Annotated in this window: 15 protein-coding genes and 2 pseudogenes; 4 read left to right on the top strand and 13 right to left on the bottom strand. The window is 73.6% G+C overall.

Annotated elements, in window-relative coordinates; genetic code table 11:
- Positions 1 to 46 precede the first annotated feature (46 nt).
- A complete protein-coding gene (locus tag OG386_RS36450) occupies positions 47 to 721 on the bottom strand; it encodes a response regulator (protein ID WP_030011604.1) in 675 nt (224 codons plus the stop codon).
- Positions 709 to 1,836, bottom strand: coding sequence for a sensor histidine kinase (locus tag OG386_RS36445; protein ID WP_328791634.1), 1,128 nt, complete (start codon positions 1,834 to 1,836; stop codon positions 709 to 711). The genes OG386_RS36450 and OG386_RS36445 overlap by 13 nt, the downstream gene beginning before the upstream one ends.
- 387 nt (positions 1,837 to 2,223) lie before the next feature.
- On the opposite strand from OG386_RS36445, the pseudogene OG386_RS47050 reads away from it, so the two are divergent.
- A pseudogene (locus OG386_RS47050) lies at positions 2,224 to 2,328 on the top strand (IS5/IS1182 family transposase); the annotation flags it as partial.
- Between the two features lie 106 nt (positions 2,329 to 2,434).
- On the opposite strand, the gene OG386_RS36440 reads toward OG386_RS47050, so the two are convergent.
- Positions 2,435 to 3,664 (bottom strand): hypothetical protein, encoded by a 1,230-nt coding sequence (locus OG386_RS36440; protein WP_328791633.1) that lies wholly within the window; start codon positions 3,662 to 3,664, stop codon positions 2,435 to 2,437.
- Between the two features lie 53 nt (positions 3,665 to 3,717).
- Between OG386_RS36440 and OG386_RS36435 the strand changes: the two are divergent.
- Positions 3,718 to 4,223 (top strand): annotated as a pseudogene (locus OG386_RS36435) (IS5 family transposase); the annotation flags it as partial.
- Positions 4,224 to 4,339: 116 nt separating this feature from the next.
- Complete coding sequence (locus OG386_RS36430) at positions 4,340 to 5,191, top strand: GNAT family N-acetyltransferase (protein WP_328791632.1); 852 nt, start codon at positions 4,340 to 4,342, stop codon at positions 5,189 to 5,191.
- 44 nt (positions 5,192 to 5,235) lie between these two features.
- Here OG386_RS36430 and OG386_RS36425 read toward each other — a convergent pair whose 3' ends face one another.
- From OG386_RS36425 to OG386_RS36400, 6 genes are read right to left on the bottom strand one after another with little or no spacing between them, the layout of a single operon-like run.
- Positions 5,236 to 5,895: an alpha/beta hydrolase gene (locus OG386_RS36425; protein ID WP_328791631.1), complete on the bottom strand. Its 660-nt coding sequence runs from the start codon at positions 5,893 to 5,895 to the stop codon at positions 5,236 to 5,238.
- Positions 5,892 to 6,713, bottom strand: coding sequence for a DUF1295 domain-containing protein (locus OG386_RS36420; RefSeq protein ID WP_328791630.1), 822 nt, complete (start codon positions 6,711 to 6,713; stop codon positions 5,892 to 5,894). The genes OG386_RS36425 and OG386_RS36420 overlap by 4 nt, the downstream gene beginning before the upstream one ends.
- The gene (locus OG386_RS36415) at positions 6,710 to 8,008 is read right to left on the bottom strand and encodes a cyclopropane-fatty-acyl-phospholipid synthase family protein (protein WP_328791629.1); all 1,299 of its coding nucleotides are present in this window, start codon (positions 8,006 to 8,008) and stop codon (positions 6,710 to 6,712) included. The genes OG386_RS36420 and OG386_RS36415 overlap by 4 nt, the downstream gene beginning before the upstream one ends.
- Entirely contained in the window at positions 8,005 to 8,766 is a 762-nt protein-coding gene (locus OG386_RS36410) for a DUF1365 domain-containing protein (RefSeq protein ID WP_328791628.1), read from the bottom strand. Before OG386_RS36410 ends, OG386_RS36415 begins: the two co-directional genes overlap by 4 nt.
- Positions 8,763 to 10,019 (bottom strand): NAD(P)/FAD-dependent oxidoreductase, encoded by a 1,257-nt coding sequence (locus tag OG386_RS36405; protein ID WP_328791627.1) that lies wholly within the window; start codon positions 10,017 to 10,019, stop codon positions 8,763 to 8,765. The genes OG386_RS36410 and OG386_RS36405 overlap by 4 nt, the downstream gene beginning before the upstream one ends.
- A gap of 1 nt (position 10,020) precedes the next feature.
- Positions 10,021 to 10,752 carry a sigma-70 family RNA polymerase sigma factor gene (locus OG386_RS36400; protein ID WP_328791626.1) on the bottom strand — a complete coding sequence of 244 codons (732 nt, stop codon included), beginning with the start codon at positions 10,750 to 10,752 and terminating at the stop codon, positions 10,021 to 10,023.
- Between the two features lie 99 nt (positions 10,753 to 10,851).
- Here OG386_RS36400 and OG386_RS36395 point away from each other — a divergent pair, with 99 nt between their 5' ends.
- Positions 10,852 to 11,919 (top strand): MerR family transcriptional regulator, encoded by a 1,068-nt coding sequence (locus OG386_RS36395; RefSeq protein ID WP_328791625.1) that lies wholly within the window; start codon positions 10,852 to 10,854, stop codon positions 11,917 to 11,919.
- On the opposite strand, the gene OG386_RS36390 is transcribed toward OG386_RS36395, so the two are convergent.
- The 4 genes from OG386_RS36390 to OG386_RS36375 all read right to left on the bottom strand — a co-directional run bounded on the left by OG386_RS36390 (position 11,907) and on the right by OG386_RS36375 (position 16,673).
- Complete coding sequence (locus tag OG386_RS36390) at positions 11,907 to 12,845, bottom strand: alpha/beta fold hydrolase (RefSeq protein ID WP_328791624.1); 939 nt, start codon at positions 12,843 to 12,845, stop codon at positions 11,907 to 11,909. The two genes, OG386_RS36395 and OG386_RS36390, sit on opposite strands and share 13 nt — an antisense overlap.
- A 45-nt stretch (positions 12,846 to 12,890) precedes the next feature.
- Positions 12,891 to 14,270, bottom strand: coding sequence for a cryptochrome/photolyase family protein (locus OG386_RS36385; protein ID WP_328791623.1), 1,380 nt, complete (start codon positions 14,268 to 14,270; stop codon positions 12,891 to 12,893).
- Positions 14,271 to 14,346: 76 nt separating this feature from the next.
- On the bottom strand, positions 14,347 to 15,927 hold the full coding sequence (locus OG386_RS36380) for an SDR family oxidoreductase (protein ID WP_328791622.1): 1,581 nt from the start codon (positions 15,925 to 15,927) through the stop codon (positions 14,347 to 14,349).
- 107 nt (positions 15,928 to 16,034) lie between these two features.
- A complete protein-coding gene (locus OG386_RS36375) occupies positions 16,035 to 16,673 on the bottom strand; it encodes a fasciclin domain-containing protein (protein ID WP_328791621.1) in 639 nt (212 codons plus the stop codon).
- Positions 16,674 to 16,683 lie beyond the last annotated feature (10 nt).

Here is a 16,683-nt window from a genome sequence, read left to right as displayed (position 1 = left end):
GGGCGTGCCCCCTGTAGCCGTCCGTTTGGGGGGCTTGTGGGGGTGGTCAGCCCGCGTCGAGACTGTCCTCGCGGACCCGCTGGGCCAGGTCGAGCTTGGTGTAGGTGGGGCGGCCCGCCTGTTGGTACTTGGCCTTGACCCGGTCCAGGTAGTCCTTGGCGGTGTGGACGGTGATGCCGGCGCGCCGGGCGGCGGACTTCAGGGTCAGTCCGGAGGCGTAGTCGAGGAGGATCTGTCGTTCCCGGGGCGAGAGGCGGGGGCGTGCGGGGCTGTCGTCGTAGGCGCAGGCGAAGGCGAGTTCCGCGGAGAGGGCGCCCTGGCCCGAGGCCAGGTCCTTGATCGCGGCGACCAGGGTGGGCAGGTCGTGGTCCTTGGTCAGGTAGCCGTCGGCGCCGGCCCGGATGGCTTCGATGATCCGGGAGCGGTCGGGCACCGTGCTGATCATCAGGACGCGGCTGCCGGTCCGCAGCAGCCGCCGGATGTTGTCGGCGGGGGCGGAGCCGTCGCGCAGGACGAGATCGAGGAGGACGATGTCGGGCGGGGAGTAGCCCGTCGCCCCGAAGCCGTACGGCAGTTGCGCGTCCGGTGCGCCGAGGAGCTCCCCGACGGTGGCGGCGGTCGCCACGAGCCGCAGCTCCGGCACGCCGCCGAGCCAGGCCCGTAGGCCGTCGAGGAGCATCCGGTCGTCGTCCACCACCGAAACGGTGATCACCCGGGCCATCTCAGCTCCACCCTCACGCCCTCGCCGGGGGCGGTGTCCACGGTCGCCCGGCCCCCCACCTCCGCCATCCGGCCGTGGACCGAACCGCGCAGGCCGAGGCCGGGCTCGCACCGCGCGGGGTCGAATCCGGGCCCCCGGTCGACCACGGTGACGACGGCTCCCCCGCGTCCGTCCGGGTCCCTGGTGGCGGTGAGGTAGGCGTGTCCGGTGCCCGCGTGGCGCCGTACGTTGTTCAGGGCCTCGCGGACGGCGTCCCCCAGCGCGGCGGCGACCTCGGGGGGCACCTGCGGCAGGTCGTGGTACTGGGCGGTGACCCGCAGTTGGAGGCTCTCGACGTGTCCGACCGCCTCTTCCAGGGCCGTGCCGATCTCCCGGTGGTGGACCTCCTCGGCGGTTTGTTGGATCAGGCGGCGCAGGTACGCGGCCTCGCGCGCGCAGCGCTGGCGCACCTCGGGGGCGTTGGCGTCGACCGAGCCAGAGGCCAGGGTGGTCAGGGTGGCGAGGACGGTGTCGTGCAGCGCCCGGTGGTGTTCCAGCCGCTCGGCGTAGCGCGCCTTGTGGGCCTCGGCGGCCACCGCGCGGGCGTTGGCCTCGTCGAGGAGGCGGCCCTGGCGGAGCAGGTACCACCGGAAGAGCCAGGTCATCACGGCCGAGGACACGAGCGAGTTGGTGTGGCCGAGAATCACGGCGGGGCTCGCGCCCACCGCGTGGTAGCCGATGAAGTGGGTGCCGATGAGGAGGCCGATCACGACGAGGGCGTGGAGCCGTCGGAGGGAGATGGCGGCGACGGCGCTCGCCGAGCCGCCGAGCAGCATGGCCCAGGCGATCGCGGGCGGTTCGTGGACGCCGCCCCAGGCCCAGAGGACCAGGGGTAGTGCGCAGCCGGTGACCAGGACGTCCGCCCAGATGTGCCGCCGGTCGAACCAGCCGCGCCGCAGGGCGGCGCCGTAGGTCAGCACGCTCAGTCCCAGGGCGGCGGCGAATCCCGCGTACTGCAGGGGGAGTTCCGACCGGCGCTGGGCGACGGCGAGGGCGCCCACCGTCAGATGGCTCGCCCGGTACAGCAGGGTGGCCACGATCAGGAAGGACTGGGCGCGTTGCAGGCCCGATGCCACCCCCCTCGTCTCACGCAGTGCCCGTATGCGCCGTACCGGTAAGGACAGCAACGCCAAGACCACACCTTCCCTTACCGATGTGCCGGTGACATCTGCCATTTTGCCCTAGCAGGTGCACGTCAAATAGGCGCGTACCGGCCTGCTCACGGGCTTGGCCGAGGTGCCACCACAGGTCGGCCGGAAAGGTGTTCCCGGCACCCGTCCGACGCCTGTCCGGCGCGCGTCCGACGCCTGCCGGCCAGGGCACGACGTCGTGCCGGCCACCGGCGCCGGGTGTCGCGGGCGTCCCCGGTGGCCGGATCGGCCTCCTGCCTCGGCCGCGGTCGAGGGAAAAGATCGGCGGGTGGGCGGCGGCCCTTCCTAAGACCTGTCCGAGTAATTGATCTTGTGGCAGGTCGAGGCGAGTCGACGGAGGCGGCGTGGGAGTGGACAGAGCCCTTGTTGCCGCAGGTGGATGGGCGTGGTCCCGCCGCGGACGACCACGGAGCCGTCGAAATCCGGGATGAAGAGTGACATGGCGGCTCCTGGTGCGCGGATGGCGGAACACCCCAGTCGATACCTCCCGGGGCGCGCCGCGCACGCCCCGGGAGGCCGTGTGTCAGCTCGGGCGCTCGTAGTTGGTCAGGACGCAGCCCTCGACCTGGGCCTTCTCCAGCCGGTAGCCGGCCGGCGCGGTGAAGCCGGTCTCGCAGTTCAGGTACAGGAACTGGAGCTGGTACAGCCCGCGGCGGACGTTCGCGTTGTTGGTCTCCACGGCGATGTTCGTGCCGACCAGCAGCTTGCTCGCAGTGGCCTTGAGGCGCCCGTCGTCCTTCAGGTCGGCCAGCTGCGCCGCCTTGGCCTTGGTCTGGAGGGTCTTCATGTCGGAGACGGTGTCCAGCCAGTTCAGGTTGTGCGCGCGCTGCTCCCCGCCGAGCTGGCCGCAGACCGCTCGCTGCTTGACGCCCCAAGCGCTCGCGGGGCCGTCGACGACCGGCATGTAGTCGATCGACTGCACCTGCTCGTCGGTGACCTTCATGCTCGTGCAGTCGACCGTGTGCGGGCTGACGAGCTTCTTCAGCTCGGCGATGCTGCCGGCGCTCGGCAGGCCCGGGCTGCCGGTGGACGGCTGGCCCGGCTCCGCGGCTCCCTCGGTGGAGGGGTCGCGGACCGCCCCGCGGTGGGGGCTGCCCTGGCCGTCGGGGCTGTTGACGTAGTCGGTGAGGAAGCAGCCCTCGACCAGGGCCTTCTCCTTCTTGAACCCCTCCGGGACGAAGACGTCGGGGTTGCAGCTCAGGATGCGCAGGTCGGAGTTGGGCGGGTCGACCAGGGACACGGCGGTGGCGGTCTTGAGCGCGGTCAGGGCGAAGGTCTTGCCCACGACCGTGCGGCTGGCGAGGTCGGTGTCGCCCCGGCCCTCGGCGAGCAGCTTCGCGGCGTTGTCCTTGGCGGCCTGCTGGAAGGCCTTCATGTCCGAGGTCAGGAAGAGGACGACCTCGCCCCGCGCCTTCTTGTCCGTGCAGACGCCGCGCTCCGTGATGCCCCAGTCCCCGGCGCCGATGAACCCGCTCAGCGGCACCCGGCTGTCGTTCGGGTCGGTGCTGAGGTTCTCGCAGGACGTGTACTGCTGTACGTGGGCCTGCGCCCCGGCCAGCGTGGCGGGCGCGGCGCCGGCGGCCGTGGGGGAGGCGGGGGCGGCGCCCCGAGCGCTCGCGGAGGGGCTCGCGGCGGGCGGGCCCGGCTTGGGGGAGTCCTCGCAGGCGGTGGCGAGGGTGGTGAGCGCGGCGAGGGCCGCGGTCGCGGCGGATATCCGCTGGAGGCGCATGGGGGTCTTCCGTCGGCTGGACACGGCACGGGGGATGGCGTGCCCATGCTAAGGCCACCTGTCCGAAAAATGATCTTGTGGCAGGTCGAGGTGAGTCGACGGAGGCGGCGTGGGAGTGGACAGAGCCCTTGTTGCCGCAGGTGGATGGGCGTGGTCGGCCCTGGCGTGATCACCGGCAGGTGGTCGATGGTGTGCTGCGGCGGTTGCGGACCGGGGCTCCGTGGCGTGACCTGCCCGAGCGGTACGGGGCGTGGCAGACCGTCTCTGAGCGGTTTGCCCGCTGGGAGGCGGACGGCACGTGGGCAAGGCTGTTGGAGCATGTGCAGGTCCGCGACGACACAGAGGGCCGGGTGGAGTGGACCGTCGCCGTCGACCCCACGATCAACCGTGCTCACCAGCACGCCGCCGGCGCATGTAGAAGGGGGCTGCGGACGGGGACGAACTGGAAGATCCGGTCGGCTCGCAGACGCGCCAGGCCCTCGGCCGGTCCCGAGGCGGGCTGACCACCAAGGTCCACGTCGTCGTCGACGGCCGGGGACTGGCGCTTTCCATCGTGCTCACGCCCGGCAACGTCAACGACGCCAGAGATTCGACAAGCTTGCCGACCGCTACCGTACCGGCGTCGTCCTGGCCTCGCTGATCCTCTGGCTCCGCGAACCAGCCCGTGATCATTTGTCAGACACTGTCTAGGGTGGGCGGATGAACGGGATACGGATCGTGGCCGACCAGGGTGAGTGGCGGGGCGGGTTCGAGGAGCGGGTGCTGGCCGGGTACCGCGCAGCGGGCTGTTCGGAGCCGCTGGCCCGGGCCTTGCTGGAGCGCGCGGTGGAGGGCGTCGACGGCTGGACGGTCGCCACGGACGGCACCGGGTGGATCGCGGTCGGGGTGACGGAGGGCAACGGCACCACCGTGGGCCGGATCCATGACGTGACGGTGCCGTGGGGGCGTGCGTGGGCCGAGCGGTGGTGCGCCGAGCAGGGGGCGGGGCGGGTGGAGGTCCGACTCACCGGCGGAGCGGGAGGGTTCGCCGACTACCCCGTACGGCAACAGATCCGGATGGGCGTCACGGCCGAACGGCCCGAGTTGCCACCGGGCCTGACGGTCCGCCGGCTCACCGAGGAGGAGTACCCGGCCTGGTACGCGGCCGAGGAAGCCGCCTACATCTCGGACATCGTCCGGGCCGGAACCCTGACCCCGGAGCAGGCCAAGGCGAAGTCCGACCAGGACTTCGCCCGTTACCTCCCCCAGGGGTACCGGTCCCCGGGCCACGCCTTCTACGTGATGGAGGCCGACGGCCGGGCGGTCGGCACCGGCTGGGTGAACCACGGCTTCCTGCCGGGCGTCACCTTCGGCTTCTCGCTCGAGGTGTACGAGGAGCAACGCGGCAAGGGCTACGGCCGGGCCGCGATGGCCGTCGGCCAGTGGGCCACCCGCCAGGGCGGCGACGAGGCGATGATGTTCAACGTCTTCGGCGGCAACGACGTCGCGATGAGCCTGTACGACAGCACCGGCTTCGCCGTACTGGACGAGTACCGCTCGATCGCCCTCTAGGCCCTGCCCGGCCCCGATCGGCAGGACGCCCCTGGGGGCGGGCCTCAGTCCCGTGTCACCAGGCTGGTGACGAGCGCTGCGGTACGCCGGTGCCAGGCACCCGCGCCGCGGAGCATCGCGTGGCCGCCGGTGGACATCGGGATGGCGGTGGCGTCGGCGCCCGCGAGCCGGGACCGGCGGACGAACTCCCAGGAACCGGCGGCCGAGGTGACCCGGTCCGCCTCGTCGTGCAGCAGGTAGAGGCGGCGGCCCGCGAGGTGGTCCACCGGTTCGCCCGGCGGACACCAGGGGGCGAGGGCCACCACGCCGTGGACCAGGGGTTCGCCGGCGGCCCGCAGGGCCGCCCGGCCGCCCATCGAATGGCCGACCAGAACCACCGGTACGTCCCCGGCGAGCCCGCGCAGCCGCGCCAGGGCCGCCTCCGCGTCCCGGGCGGCGTCGCAGCGGGAGCCGTTCCAGCCGCGGTGCCGGTAGCGCACCTCCGCCACCAGGACGTCGCGTCCGCGCGTGGCGCGGACGACGGCGGCCGCGAAGGGCCGCATCCGCAGCGCGGGCAGGTTGACCAGGGGCGGCGGCTCCGGCCCCTCCTCGCGCCCTCCGTGCAGCAGGAGGACCGCGGCCGCGGGTATCTCGGGGGACGTACGGAGCACGAGGGCGCGGCCCTCGCCGGTGGACTCCGTGTCCCGCTCGGTCCCGGTCGTCACCCCGCCTCCCCGTGCGTGCGGCGCGGCGGGCGCGGGAAGAACCCGCTGGTGCGGGCTGCATAGTCGGCGTAACCGGGCCGGTCCGCCATGTGCGCCTCCAACAGTCTCTTGCCGCTGCCCCAGATCAGCAGCACGCTCATCACCAAGGGCGAGACCAGCGTCAGTGCCGCAGTCTGCCAGGTCGCACAGGCCAGCAGGTAAAGACCCCACCAGACGAGGAAGTCACCGAAGTAGTTGGGGTGCCGGGTCCAGCTCCACAGACCGCGGTCCATGATCGTTCCACGGTGCTCGGGGCGTTCCTTGAAGCGGGCCAGCTGGAAATCGCCGACCGCCTCGAAGAGCAGTCCGGTCGCCCAGAACAGCAGGCCGACGGCGGCGAGCGGCCCGAGGGGAACGGGCACGTACGACGCGGCCTGCACGGGCAGCGAGACGAGCCAGACCAGCGCGCCCTGGAGGAGGTAGACCTTGCGCAGGGCGTAGAGCCGGGTGCTGCCCGGTGCCCGGGCGAGCATGCGGGCGTAGCGCGGGTCCTCGCCGTGCCCCCGGCCGCGCCGGGCGATGTGCAGGGCCAGGCGCAGCCCCCACACGGCGGTCGCCGCGGCGACCGCGAAACGCCGGCCGTCGTCGCCGTACCCGGCCGACAGCAGCCAGCTGGTGAGCGCCACCGCGGCGAAGGCGACGCCCCAGGCGACGTCGACGATCCGGTGCAGGCTCTTGACGACGGCCACGGCGAAGGTGACCAGCATGACGGCGAACGCGGCGCCGGCCGCGACGGACAGGTTCAGGGACAGCGCGCCCCAGTCGACGCCGGTGGTCATCGGGGCTCCTGCGGCCCGTGGTCGTCGGCGGTGAGCAGGAGTTGGCGTACGTCCAGGTAGCGCGAGCGGAATCCGGCCTCGGAGTAGGCGAGGTAGAGCTCCCACATGCGGTGGAAGGTGCGGTCGAAGCCGAGGGCGGCGACGGAGTCGGCCCGGCGGTCGAACTCCTCGCGCCACAGCCGCAGCGTCTCGGCGTAGTGGTCGCCGAAGCCGTCGTCCGCCACGATGCCGAGCCCGGCCGCCGCGCTCGCGCGGGTGATCGCCTCACGGGAGGGGATGACCCCGCCGGGGAAGATGTACTTGCTGATCCAGGTGTGCGTGCGGGCGGTGAGGAGCATGCGCTCGTGGGGCATGGTGATGGCCTGGAGGGCGACGCGGCCGCCGGGGGCGAGGAGCCGGCGCAGGGCGGCGAAGTAGGTGGCCCAGTACTCGGCGCCGACCGCTTCGATCATCTCGACGCTGACGACGGCGTCGAAGGAGCCTTCGACGTGCCGGTAGTCGCGCAGTTCGACGGTGATCCGGTCGCCGAGTCCGGCTGCGGCAATGCGTTCCCGGGCCAGGTCGCGCTGCTCGGCGGAGAGGGTCACGGTCAGCACCTCGGCACCCCGGGAGGCGGCCCGGATCGCCAGCTCGCCCCACCCGGTGCCGATCTCCAGCATCCGGGTGCCGGGTCCGACGTCCGCGAGGTCGAGGAGCCGGTCGATCTTGCGGTGCTGGGCGGCGGTGAAGGTGGTGGGTGAGGCGGGGAAGGCGGCGAAGACCGCCGAGGAGTAGCTCATGCTCCGGTCGAGGAACAGGGTGAACAGTTCGTTGGACAGGTCGTAGTGGCGGTGGATGTTCTCCCGCGCCCCCTCGGGGGTGTTGCGCTGCTGCTCCGGGCGCCCGCGCACCCAGGCTTCGCGCAGTCGGCGCAGCGGCGCCGGCACCAGGTCGTCGACGTGGGTGGCGAGCACGGTCAGCACGTCGACCAGGTCGTCGCTGTCCCATTCCCCGGCCATGTACGACTCTCCGAAGCCGATCAGGCCGTCCGCGCCGATCCGGCGGTGGAAGGCCCCGGGGTCGTGGAGGGTGAGGGTGGGCAGCGCCCCCTCCTGCCGGGGAACGCGGTAGGGGGACGGCTCCCCGGCCCCGTGCCGGACCCGCAGCGGGAGCCGGGCGAGGGCCCGGCCGATGATCCGCTCGGCGACGGCGGTGCGCAGGGCCGAGGTGTGGGGCGGCCGGGCCACGTCGGGCCAGCGCGCCGGGTCGACGGGTGCGAGCGCGCTCTCGTGGGCCGGGACGTACGAGATGGTCACAGGGTGCCTTCCTGCGGGGAACGGACGGGACGGGGGCGGACCGGGAGGCCGCGGAGGAAGAGGCGGATGCCGTGGATGCGGATGCCGGCGGAGACCCGGGCCGTGGACCACGGGTGGCGCAGGGCGGCGCCGAGCAGGGCGCGGGCACCGGCCGGGCGGTAAGTGCCCCGTACGGTCGCGGTGAACGGGCAGGTCCCGTCGTCGTGGCGCAGTTGCACGGTCAGGTCGAGGTGGTCGCCGGGGACGGGCAGCCGCATCCGGTAGAAGCCCTCGACCGCGAAGAACGGCGAGACGTAGAAGTCCTTGGGGACCTCGGACAGTCCGTCGGCGCCGGGGCGCAGCAGGTAGCAGTGGCGCTCGCCGTAGGTGTTGTGGACCTCGGCGACGACGCAGACCGGGGTGCCGGCGCGGTCGTGGCACCAGTAGAGGGTCAGCGGGTTGAAGACGTGGCCGAGGACCCGGGCGTGGGCGAGCATCAGGACGCGCCCGTCGGCGTTCTCCACCCCGTGGGCGGCGAGTTGGGCCTGCAGGCCCGCGCGCAGGGTGGGGGCCCGGCCGCCGAAGTGGTCACGGGGGTCGAAGCGGGCCAGCGGGCGCAGCGCCCTGGGTATGCGGGGTGGGTCGTCGATGTCGATGAGCCACAAGTAGGTGCGCTGGAGGAAGGCGTGGCGGACGGGGGTGGTGCGGGCGTGGGCCACGGTGCACTCGTAGAGGGCCGGTACGCGGGGCGGGGCCAGCCGCACGGGGGTGCCGTTCACCACTGCACCCCCAGGGCCTCGGCCGCGGCGACGCCGGAGCGGCAGCCGTCCTCGTGGAAGCCCCAACCGTGGTAGGCGCCGGCGAAGGCGGTCACGGAGGTGTTCAGCCGGGGCAGTTCCTGCTGCGCCGCGACGGACCGGGGGGTGTAGACGGGGTGCTCGTACACCATGCGGGCGATCACGTCGAAGGGGTGGACCCGGCCGCGGGCGTTGAGGGTGACGATGTGCGGCTCGGCGGTCGGCAGCTGCTGGAGCCGGTTCATGTCGTAGCTGACCTGCACGCTCTCGGGCCGGGCCGAGCAGGAGGGGAGCCAGTAGTTCCAGGAGGCGCGCGCGTGCGCGGAGCGGGGCAGCAGCGAGGTGTCGCGGTGCAGCACGGTGGGGTTGCGGGAGTACGTGAAGGCGCCGAGGATCCGGACCTCGTCCTCGGTCGGATCGGCCAGCAGGCGCAGCGCCTGGTCGGGGTGGACGGCGATGACCACGGCCGCGTACGGGGTCGAGTCGCCGTCCGGGGTGAGCACGCGCGCGTGGTCGGCGGCGCGCGTGACGGCCCGGACCGGGGTCGAGGTGCGGACGGAGGTCAGGTGCTTGGCGGCCTTGGCCACGTAGCTCGCCGAACCGCCCGTGACCGTTCGCCACTGCGGGGACCCCTTGACGGAGAGCAGTCCGTGGTGGTCCAGGAAGCGGAAGAGGTAGCGGGCGGGGTACTGGAGGGCGGTGTCCGGTGCGCACGACCAGACGGCCGCGACGAGCGGGATGGCGAAGTGGCCGATGAAGTAGGGGGAGAAGCCGCGCCGGTCGAGGAACTCCCCCAGGGTCTGGCCGTCGTCGGGGGAGGCGAGCGTCTGGCGGGCGGCGCGGTGGAAGCGCGGCACCTCGGCGAGCATGCGCAGGTGGCGGCCGCGCAGCAGGTTGCCCCCGCCGAGCAGTCCGGCCGCGCCCCGGGCGCCCGCGTACTCCAGGCCGCAGCCGTCGCACCGGACGGACATGCTCATCTCGGATTCCTGGGTGGTGACGCCGAGTTCGCGGAACAGCCGCAGCAGGTGCGGGTAGGTGCGCTCGTTGTGCACGATGAATCCGCTGTCCACCTGGACCGTTCCCGCGTCCTCGGTGGGTAGCTCATGGGTGTGGGCGTGGCCTCCGAGGCGGTCGTCCGCCTCGTACAGCACCACGTCGTAGGTGCGTTGCAGGATGTGGGCGGCCGTCAGCCCGGCCACGCCCCCGCCCACCACTGCCACTCTCTGCCGGTCCACGTCACTCAACCCCTCGCGCTCGCCTGTCCGCACGGCCGGTGCCGGCCGTTTCACGGGTACTTCGGTGCTGGACGGGCGGCGGATGGGATCTTGTTTCGACGGGTGCCGCGGACCGGCCGGCTCCACCACCTCCGCCGTCGCGCTCCTCGCCGCCGAGGCAGTGGCGCATCCGGTGCAACCCCCGCCGGGCGTGGCTCTTGACGGTGCCCAGCGGCAGTCCGGTGCGCTCGGCGATCTGGGCCTGGGTGAGGTCCGCGTAGAAGGCCATGGCCAGCACCTCCCGCTGCGCGCGGGGCAGTTTCGCCAGTTCGTCGGTGACGAGCAGCCGGTCCAGGACGGTTTCCGGGCCCGCCGGCGGCTCGCCCGGGTGCGGCAGGGCGGCGCCGGCCGCGGCGACCAGGTCGAGCCTGCGGGTACGGGCCGTGAGCGCGTCGGCGATCTTCCGCCGGGTGATGCCGACGAGCCAGCCGGGGAACGGGCCGCGCTCCGGCCGGTAGTTCGCGCGGCCCTGCCAGGCGGCCAGGAAGACCTGCTGGCTGACGTCCTCGGCCTCCCGGGAATCGCCGAGGGTGCGGGCCGCCAGGGCGAGGACGAGCCCGCCCCAGCGCCGGTACGCGGCGCTCAGGCACCGCTCGTCGCCGCGTACGAAACCCTCGGCGACCTCGTGGTCGAGGAGCCGGTCCCGGGCCGCGGTCACGGGGGACGGCCTGACGGTGACGCTCTGTGCGGTCATGGCGACTGCTCCTCGGGGCCGGTACCGGTTCCCGTCCAGATTCCGACCCGCGCGTGCATCGATTCCACTCGCATCGGTTGTGCGTCGCATGATGGAGGCATGAACGAGCCCGCACAGCCCGGCGAGCCCGCCGGGCCCGCGCACGGCATCACCACCGGAGCCGTGGCACGCCGGCTGGGGGTCGCCCCCACGACGCTGCGCTCCTGGGACCGGCGGTACGGCATCGGGCCGGCCGCCCGCGAGGACGGCAAGCACCGGCGGTGGACCTCCGGGGACATCGCGGTCCTCCAGGAGATGTGCCGCCTGACCGCGTCGGGGGTGCCGCCCGCGGAGGCCGCGCGCGCCGCCCTGGCCGGGACGGTGCCCGCCGCGCCCGCCGCACCCGCGCCCTCGGCACCCTCGGTGCCCGCGGCCGTCACCGCCGCAGCACCGGCCCGTCAGCCGGGTTCGGGCAACGGCCTGCCGCTCGGCGACGTGCGCCAGGAGTGCCGGGGGCTGGGCCGCGCCGCCGTCCGCCTCGATTCACCGACCATGGACGAGATGCTCGGCTCCCTGATCGGCGAGTACGGCCTCGTCACCACCTGGGAGGAGGTGATGGTGCCGACCCTGCACGCCGTGGGGCGCAAGTGGGAGACCTCGGGCGACCAGTACGTCGAGGTCGAGCACCTGCTCTCCTGGCACGTCTCGACCGCGCTGCGCCGCGTGAGCATCGGGGCGCCGTCCGGACCCCGGGCGAGCGCTCCCCCGATCCTGCTGGCGTGCGTACCGGGCGAGCAGCACACGCTCCCGCTGGAGGCGCTCACTGCCGGTCTCGCCGAACTGGGACTGCCCGCCCGGATGTTCGGGGCGGCGGTGCCGCCCGAGGCGCTCGACCAGGCCGTGCGCCGGACGGGACCGGTCGCGGTCGTGCTGTGGGCCCAGGCCCGCTCCACGGCGCACCACGCCCTGGCCCGGCACGTCGCCGACACCACCTGGGGCGTCAAGGGCGCCCGGGCCCGGACCACGGTCCTCCTGGCGGGCCCCGGCTGGGCGGGGCCGGTACCCGCCCCGGGCATGCTGCGCCCCGGCGGGCTGCGGGAGGCCCTGGGCCTGCTGCGCGGACTGTGCGAGGCGGCGACGACCGCGGCGGGACGGGGAGGCGCAGGAGCGGCCGCTCACCGCTCCTGACCGGCGCGGGCCTGCTCGACCACGTCGCGGATCGCCCGCACGACGAGCCGCGGCTGCTCGACGGCGATGCCGTGGCCGCTGTCGGTGTCGGTGACGTGCCGGGCCCGCAGGTCCTCGGCCAGGCGCCGCTGGGCGGCCAGCCAGGCCGGCCAGGTCGATCCGCCTCCGACCGAGAGGTCCCAGGGGTGGTCGGAGGTGAGCACGACGGCGGGCAGGCCCCGGGGCAGGGCCGGCGCCCCGCGCAGCTCCCGCACGGCGGCGGGGTAGTCCGGTGTTTCGAGGCCCTTCCCGGTGTCCATGGCCCGGACCTTGTCCATCCACGCCGACCACTGGGCCGGTGTCAGGGTGTCCTTGAGGAACGGGGAGGCGCCGTCGACGGTCACCACCCCGGCGGTCCGCGCCGGCTCGGTACGCGCGAACAGCGAGGCGATCATCGCTCCCCACGAGGCACCGACCAGGACGTACGGCGGGTGCTCACCGGCCGCGGCGAGCGCTGCCCGCAGGTCCCCGACGCCCGCCGCAGCCGTGGTGGGCTGGGTCACCGGCGTCGAACGGTTCGGCGTACCGTCCAGCCGGGTCGTGCCGGGACGGTCGTAGGCGCACACCCGCGTGAACCGGGCGACCTCCGGGAGCACCGCCGACGGATCGGGCTTCGGGTCGGCCCCCGGACGCGCTGCGTCCGCGATGTGCGTCCACTCGTCCGACGCGCCCCTGGCACCGGACACGAGCACGACCGTGGGGGATCCTGATCCGCGGCAGTCCAGCAGCACGCGGCGACCGCCACCGATGTCCACCGGGCGGGCCCGGCCGTCCCCGTCGTCCCGGGCCGCCTCGGGCGCCGCCCCCGCGCACAGCGCGAGCGAGACGGCGAGGGTGACAGCGGCGGCGGACACGCGACGGGCCCGGACCAAGCGTCTTCCGAACACCCGTCCAGTCTGACACCCGGTGGTGGCCCCCGACAGCCGGTGGGGTCACGGGCCGTCCTTGCCGCGGGCCTGCCGGAAGCGGGCGAGCCCTTCCGGGAGCCCGACCAGGGGGTGCGGGTAGTCGTACCGGGCCCGTTCCGGGCCGGCCAGCCGCCAGGGCTCGTGGACCGAAGGGCCCGGCAGTCCGGCGAGTTCCGGGATCCAGCGCCGTACGTACGCGCCGTCGGGGTCGTACCGCTTGCCCTGGATCACCGGGTTGAGCACCCGGTTGGGGCGGCTGTCGGTACCGGTGCCGGCCACCCACTGCCAGTTGAGCTGGTTGTTGGCCACGTCGCCGTCGACCAGCAGGTCGAGGAAGTGGCGGGCTCCGGCGCGCCAGTCGATGTAGAGCGTCTTGGTCAGGAAGGACGCGGCGAGCAGCCGGCCCCGGCCCGGCATCCAGCCCTCGTGGGCGAGTTGCCGCATGGCCGCGTCCACCACCGGGTAGCCGGTGCGGCCCTCCTTCCAGGCGAGCAGGTCGGCCTCGGCCGCCTCGCCGCGCCGCCAGCGGTCGGCCCGGGTGCGGTAGTCCCGGGCGGCGGCGCCGGGGCGGGCGGCGAGGAGCTGGTACTGGAAGTCGCGCCAGCAGAGCTGTCGTACGAAGGCCTCGGCGCCCGCTCCGCCCCGGGACCGCGCCCGGTGCACGGCCTCTGCCGCCGAGACCGCGCCGAAGTGGATGTACGGGGAGAGTCGGGAGGTGGCGTCGCCGGGCAGGTCGTCGTGGCCTTCCTCGTACCCGTCGGCGTACTCCTTCAGCCAGTCCACGAGACGCTGTCTGCCCTCCGGCTCGCCCCCGGTGGCCAGGCCCGCCGAGACGGCGGCTACCGCGGCGCGGGACGGGAGCGCCTCGGAGCGGATCGCTCCGGGCACCCGGACCTCGTGCGGCGGCGCGAGCGGCTCGCGCAGCCGCTCGCTCGACCAGCGCCTGAAGTACGGGGTGAAGACGGCGAAGTGATCGGATCCGCTGGGCGTCACGGCGCCGGCGGGCAGGGCGGTGACCACGCCGTCGTGGACGTACAGGCGCCGCCCGTCGGCCTCCAGGGCGCTGCGCAGCCGCTGTTCGCGGCGCAGGGCGAAGGCGCTGCACCCGGCCGCCATGTGCACCTCGTCGGCGTCGGCCTGCCGTACGACGGCGCACACCTCGGCGACGGGGTCCCCCGAGCGCACCACGAGCCGGCCGCCGCGCTCGCGCAGCCCGGAGTCGAGTCCGGCCAGGCAGTCCGCGAGGAAGGCGAGCCGGTTGGGCGCCGCGAAGCCGGCGCGGTCGACCGCCGGGTCCCGGACGAAGAGCGGAACGGTCTCGTTCCCGGGGCCCAGCGCGGCGCGCAGCGGCGGATGGTCGTGGACGCGGAGGTCCGAGGTGAACAGGACGACCGAGACGTTCATGGTGCTGCTCCTGGCATCGGGCCACCGGGCGGGCCCCGGAGGTGCCGCGCAGTGGTCGCTGGGCTGGCCTTGCCCGTCATTCGGCGCGGGCGGCCGCGGCGGATGCACCCGATGCGGGGGACGCGGCGGATCCCTGGGATGCGGCCGGACCGCGGTCGTCACCCGCCTCCGCCGTGCGCGCGATGTTGCGGGCCATGCCCCCGAAGACCACGGCGTGGAACGGCGAGACGCTCCACCAGTACAGGTGACCGGCCAGTCCGCGCGGGTGGAAGAGCGCCCGCTGCCGGTACCGGGTGGGGCCGTCCCCGTCCTGCTCGACGTACATCTCCAGCCAGGCGAGGCCGGGCAGCCGCATCTCGGCGCGGAGCCTGAGCAGCCGGCCGCGTTCGATCTCCTCGACCCTCCAGAAGTCCAGGGAATCGCCGACCCGCAGGTGCGCGGCGTCCCGACGTCCCCGGCGCAGTCCGACGCCCCCGACGAGCCGGTCGAACCGGCCGCGGACGGCCCAGGCGAGCGGGAAGGAGTACCAGCCGTTCTCCCCGCCGATCCCCTCCACGACCCGCCACAGGGCCTGCGGCGAGGCTTCGACGGTGCGTTCACGCACGTCGGTGTAGAGGCTGCCGCCGGCCCAGTCGGGGTCGGTGGGCAGCGGGTCGCTGGGCGCGCCGGGCACGGAGGCGGAGGACCAGCGGGTGAGGACCTGGGCGTCGCGGACCTTCTGGAGGGCGTAGGTGAGGGCCGTGTCGAAGTCGAGGGGGGTGCCGGGCGGGTCGGGCACCCACGTGGCGATGTCGTGCTCGTCGCAGACGACCTCGTACTTGAGGGACTCCGCGAGGGGGCGGGCGATGGCGCGGGGCACCGGGGTGACCAGGCCGACCCAGTGGCTGGAGAGCCGCGGGGTGAGGACCGGTACGGGCAGGATGAGACGCCGGGGCAGCCCGTCGACCCGGGCGTAGCGGCGCATCATGTCGAGGTAGGTGAGGACGTCGGGGCCGCCGATGTCGAAGGCGCGGCTGACCTCGGCGGGCATGCGGGCGCTGCCGACCAGGTAGCGCAGTACGTCGCGGACGCCGATGGGCTGGATCCGGGTGCGCACCCAGCTGGGGGTGACCATCACGGGCAGTCGCTCGGTCAGGTAGCGGAGCATCTCGAAGGAGGCCGAGCCGGAGCCGATGATGACGGCGGCACGGAGCACCGTGGTGGGGACCCCGGAGTCCAGGAGAATGCGCCCGACCTCGGCGCGGGAGCGCAGATGGGGCGAGAGGTCGCGGTCGGGAACCCCGCTCGGGGTGAGTCCGCCCAGGTAGACGATGCGGCGGACGCCGGCGGCGCGGGCCTGCTCGGCGAAGTTCCGTGCGGCCAGTCGGTCGGTGTGCTCGAAGTCGCGCCCCGTGCCGAGGGCGTGCACGAGGTAGTAGGCGACGTCCACGTCCTGCAGGGCGCGCAGGAGCGACGCGGCGTCGATGACGTCGCCTCGGACGATCTCCGCCTGCCCCGCCCAGGGGTGGTCGCGCAGCTTCTCCGGGGTGCGGGCGAGGCAGCGCACCCGGTGGCCCGCGGCGATGAGCTCGGGGACGAGCCGGCCGCCGATGTAGCCGGTGGCTCCGGTGACCAGGCACCGCGTGCCCGGGGCCGAGGGTCCTTGTGCGTCCGTCATGGAGTTGCTCCGATCGGGTGTCGCGGGTACTCCCCGGAGCTCTTCCGGGGGCACGGTCCGGCTGGATGCACGGACCGCCGCCCACGCGCCGATCGTCCGGAGCGCGCCTACTTCGGCATGAGGACCGTGTCGACGATGTAGACGGTGGCGTTGGCTGTGGGGACGTTGCCGCAGACCACCTTGGAGGAATCGTTCACCTGGTAGGCGGTGCCCGAGCCCTTGGTGGTGATCATGCCCTTCTGGAGGGTCTGGAAGGAGCCGCTCCCCAGTTGCTGCGGAGTGAGCTTCTCGCCGACCACGTGGTACGTGAGGATCTTGGTCAGGGTCTCCTTGTCGGCCAGGACCTTGTCCAGGTCCGCCTTCGGGATCTTCGCGAACGCGTCGTTGGTCGGCGCGAACACCGTGATGTTCTGGGCGTTGTTCAACGTGTCCACCAAGCCGGCCTTCTTCACGGCCGCGACCAGGGTCGACAGCGCCGGGTTGTTCGAGGCGGCGGTGGCGACCGGGTCCTGCGCCATGCCGTCGAAGGAGCCCGCGCCGCTCTTGGGCACCGAGGCGCACGCCGGACCGAACGGACCGCCCCCGCCGGTGTCGGTGTCGCCGACCGGCTGGGGTGAGGAGACCGCGTCGGGCGCGGCGGCACCCTGATTGCTCGTACTCTCCTCCGAACAGGCGGACAGTGCCAGCGGAAGCAGCACTGCGGCGGTCACTGCGAGGGCGGCACGGCGAAAGGTGTGAATGCTCATGGTCTCTCCT

The sequence above is a fragment of the Streptomyces sp. NBC_00273 genome, assembly GCF_036178145.1.
Taxonomy (GTDB): Bacteria; Actinomycetota; Actinomycetes; order Streptomycetales; family Streptomycetaceae; genus Streptomyces.
This window is presented reverse-complemented; position numbering and strand designations above follow the sequence as displayed.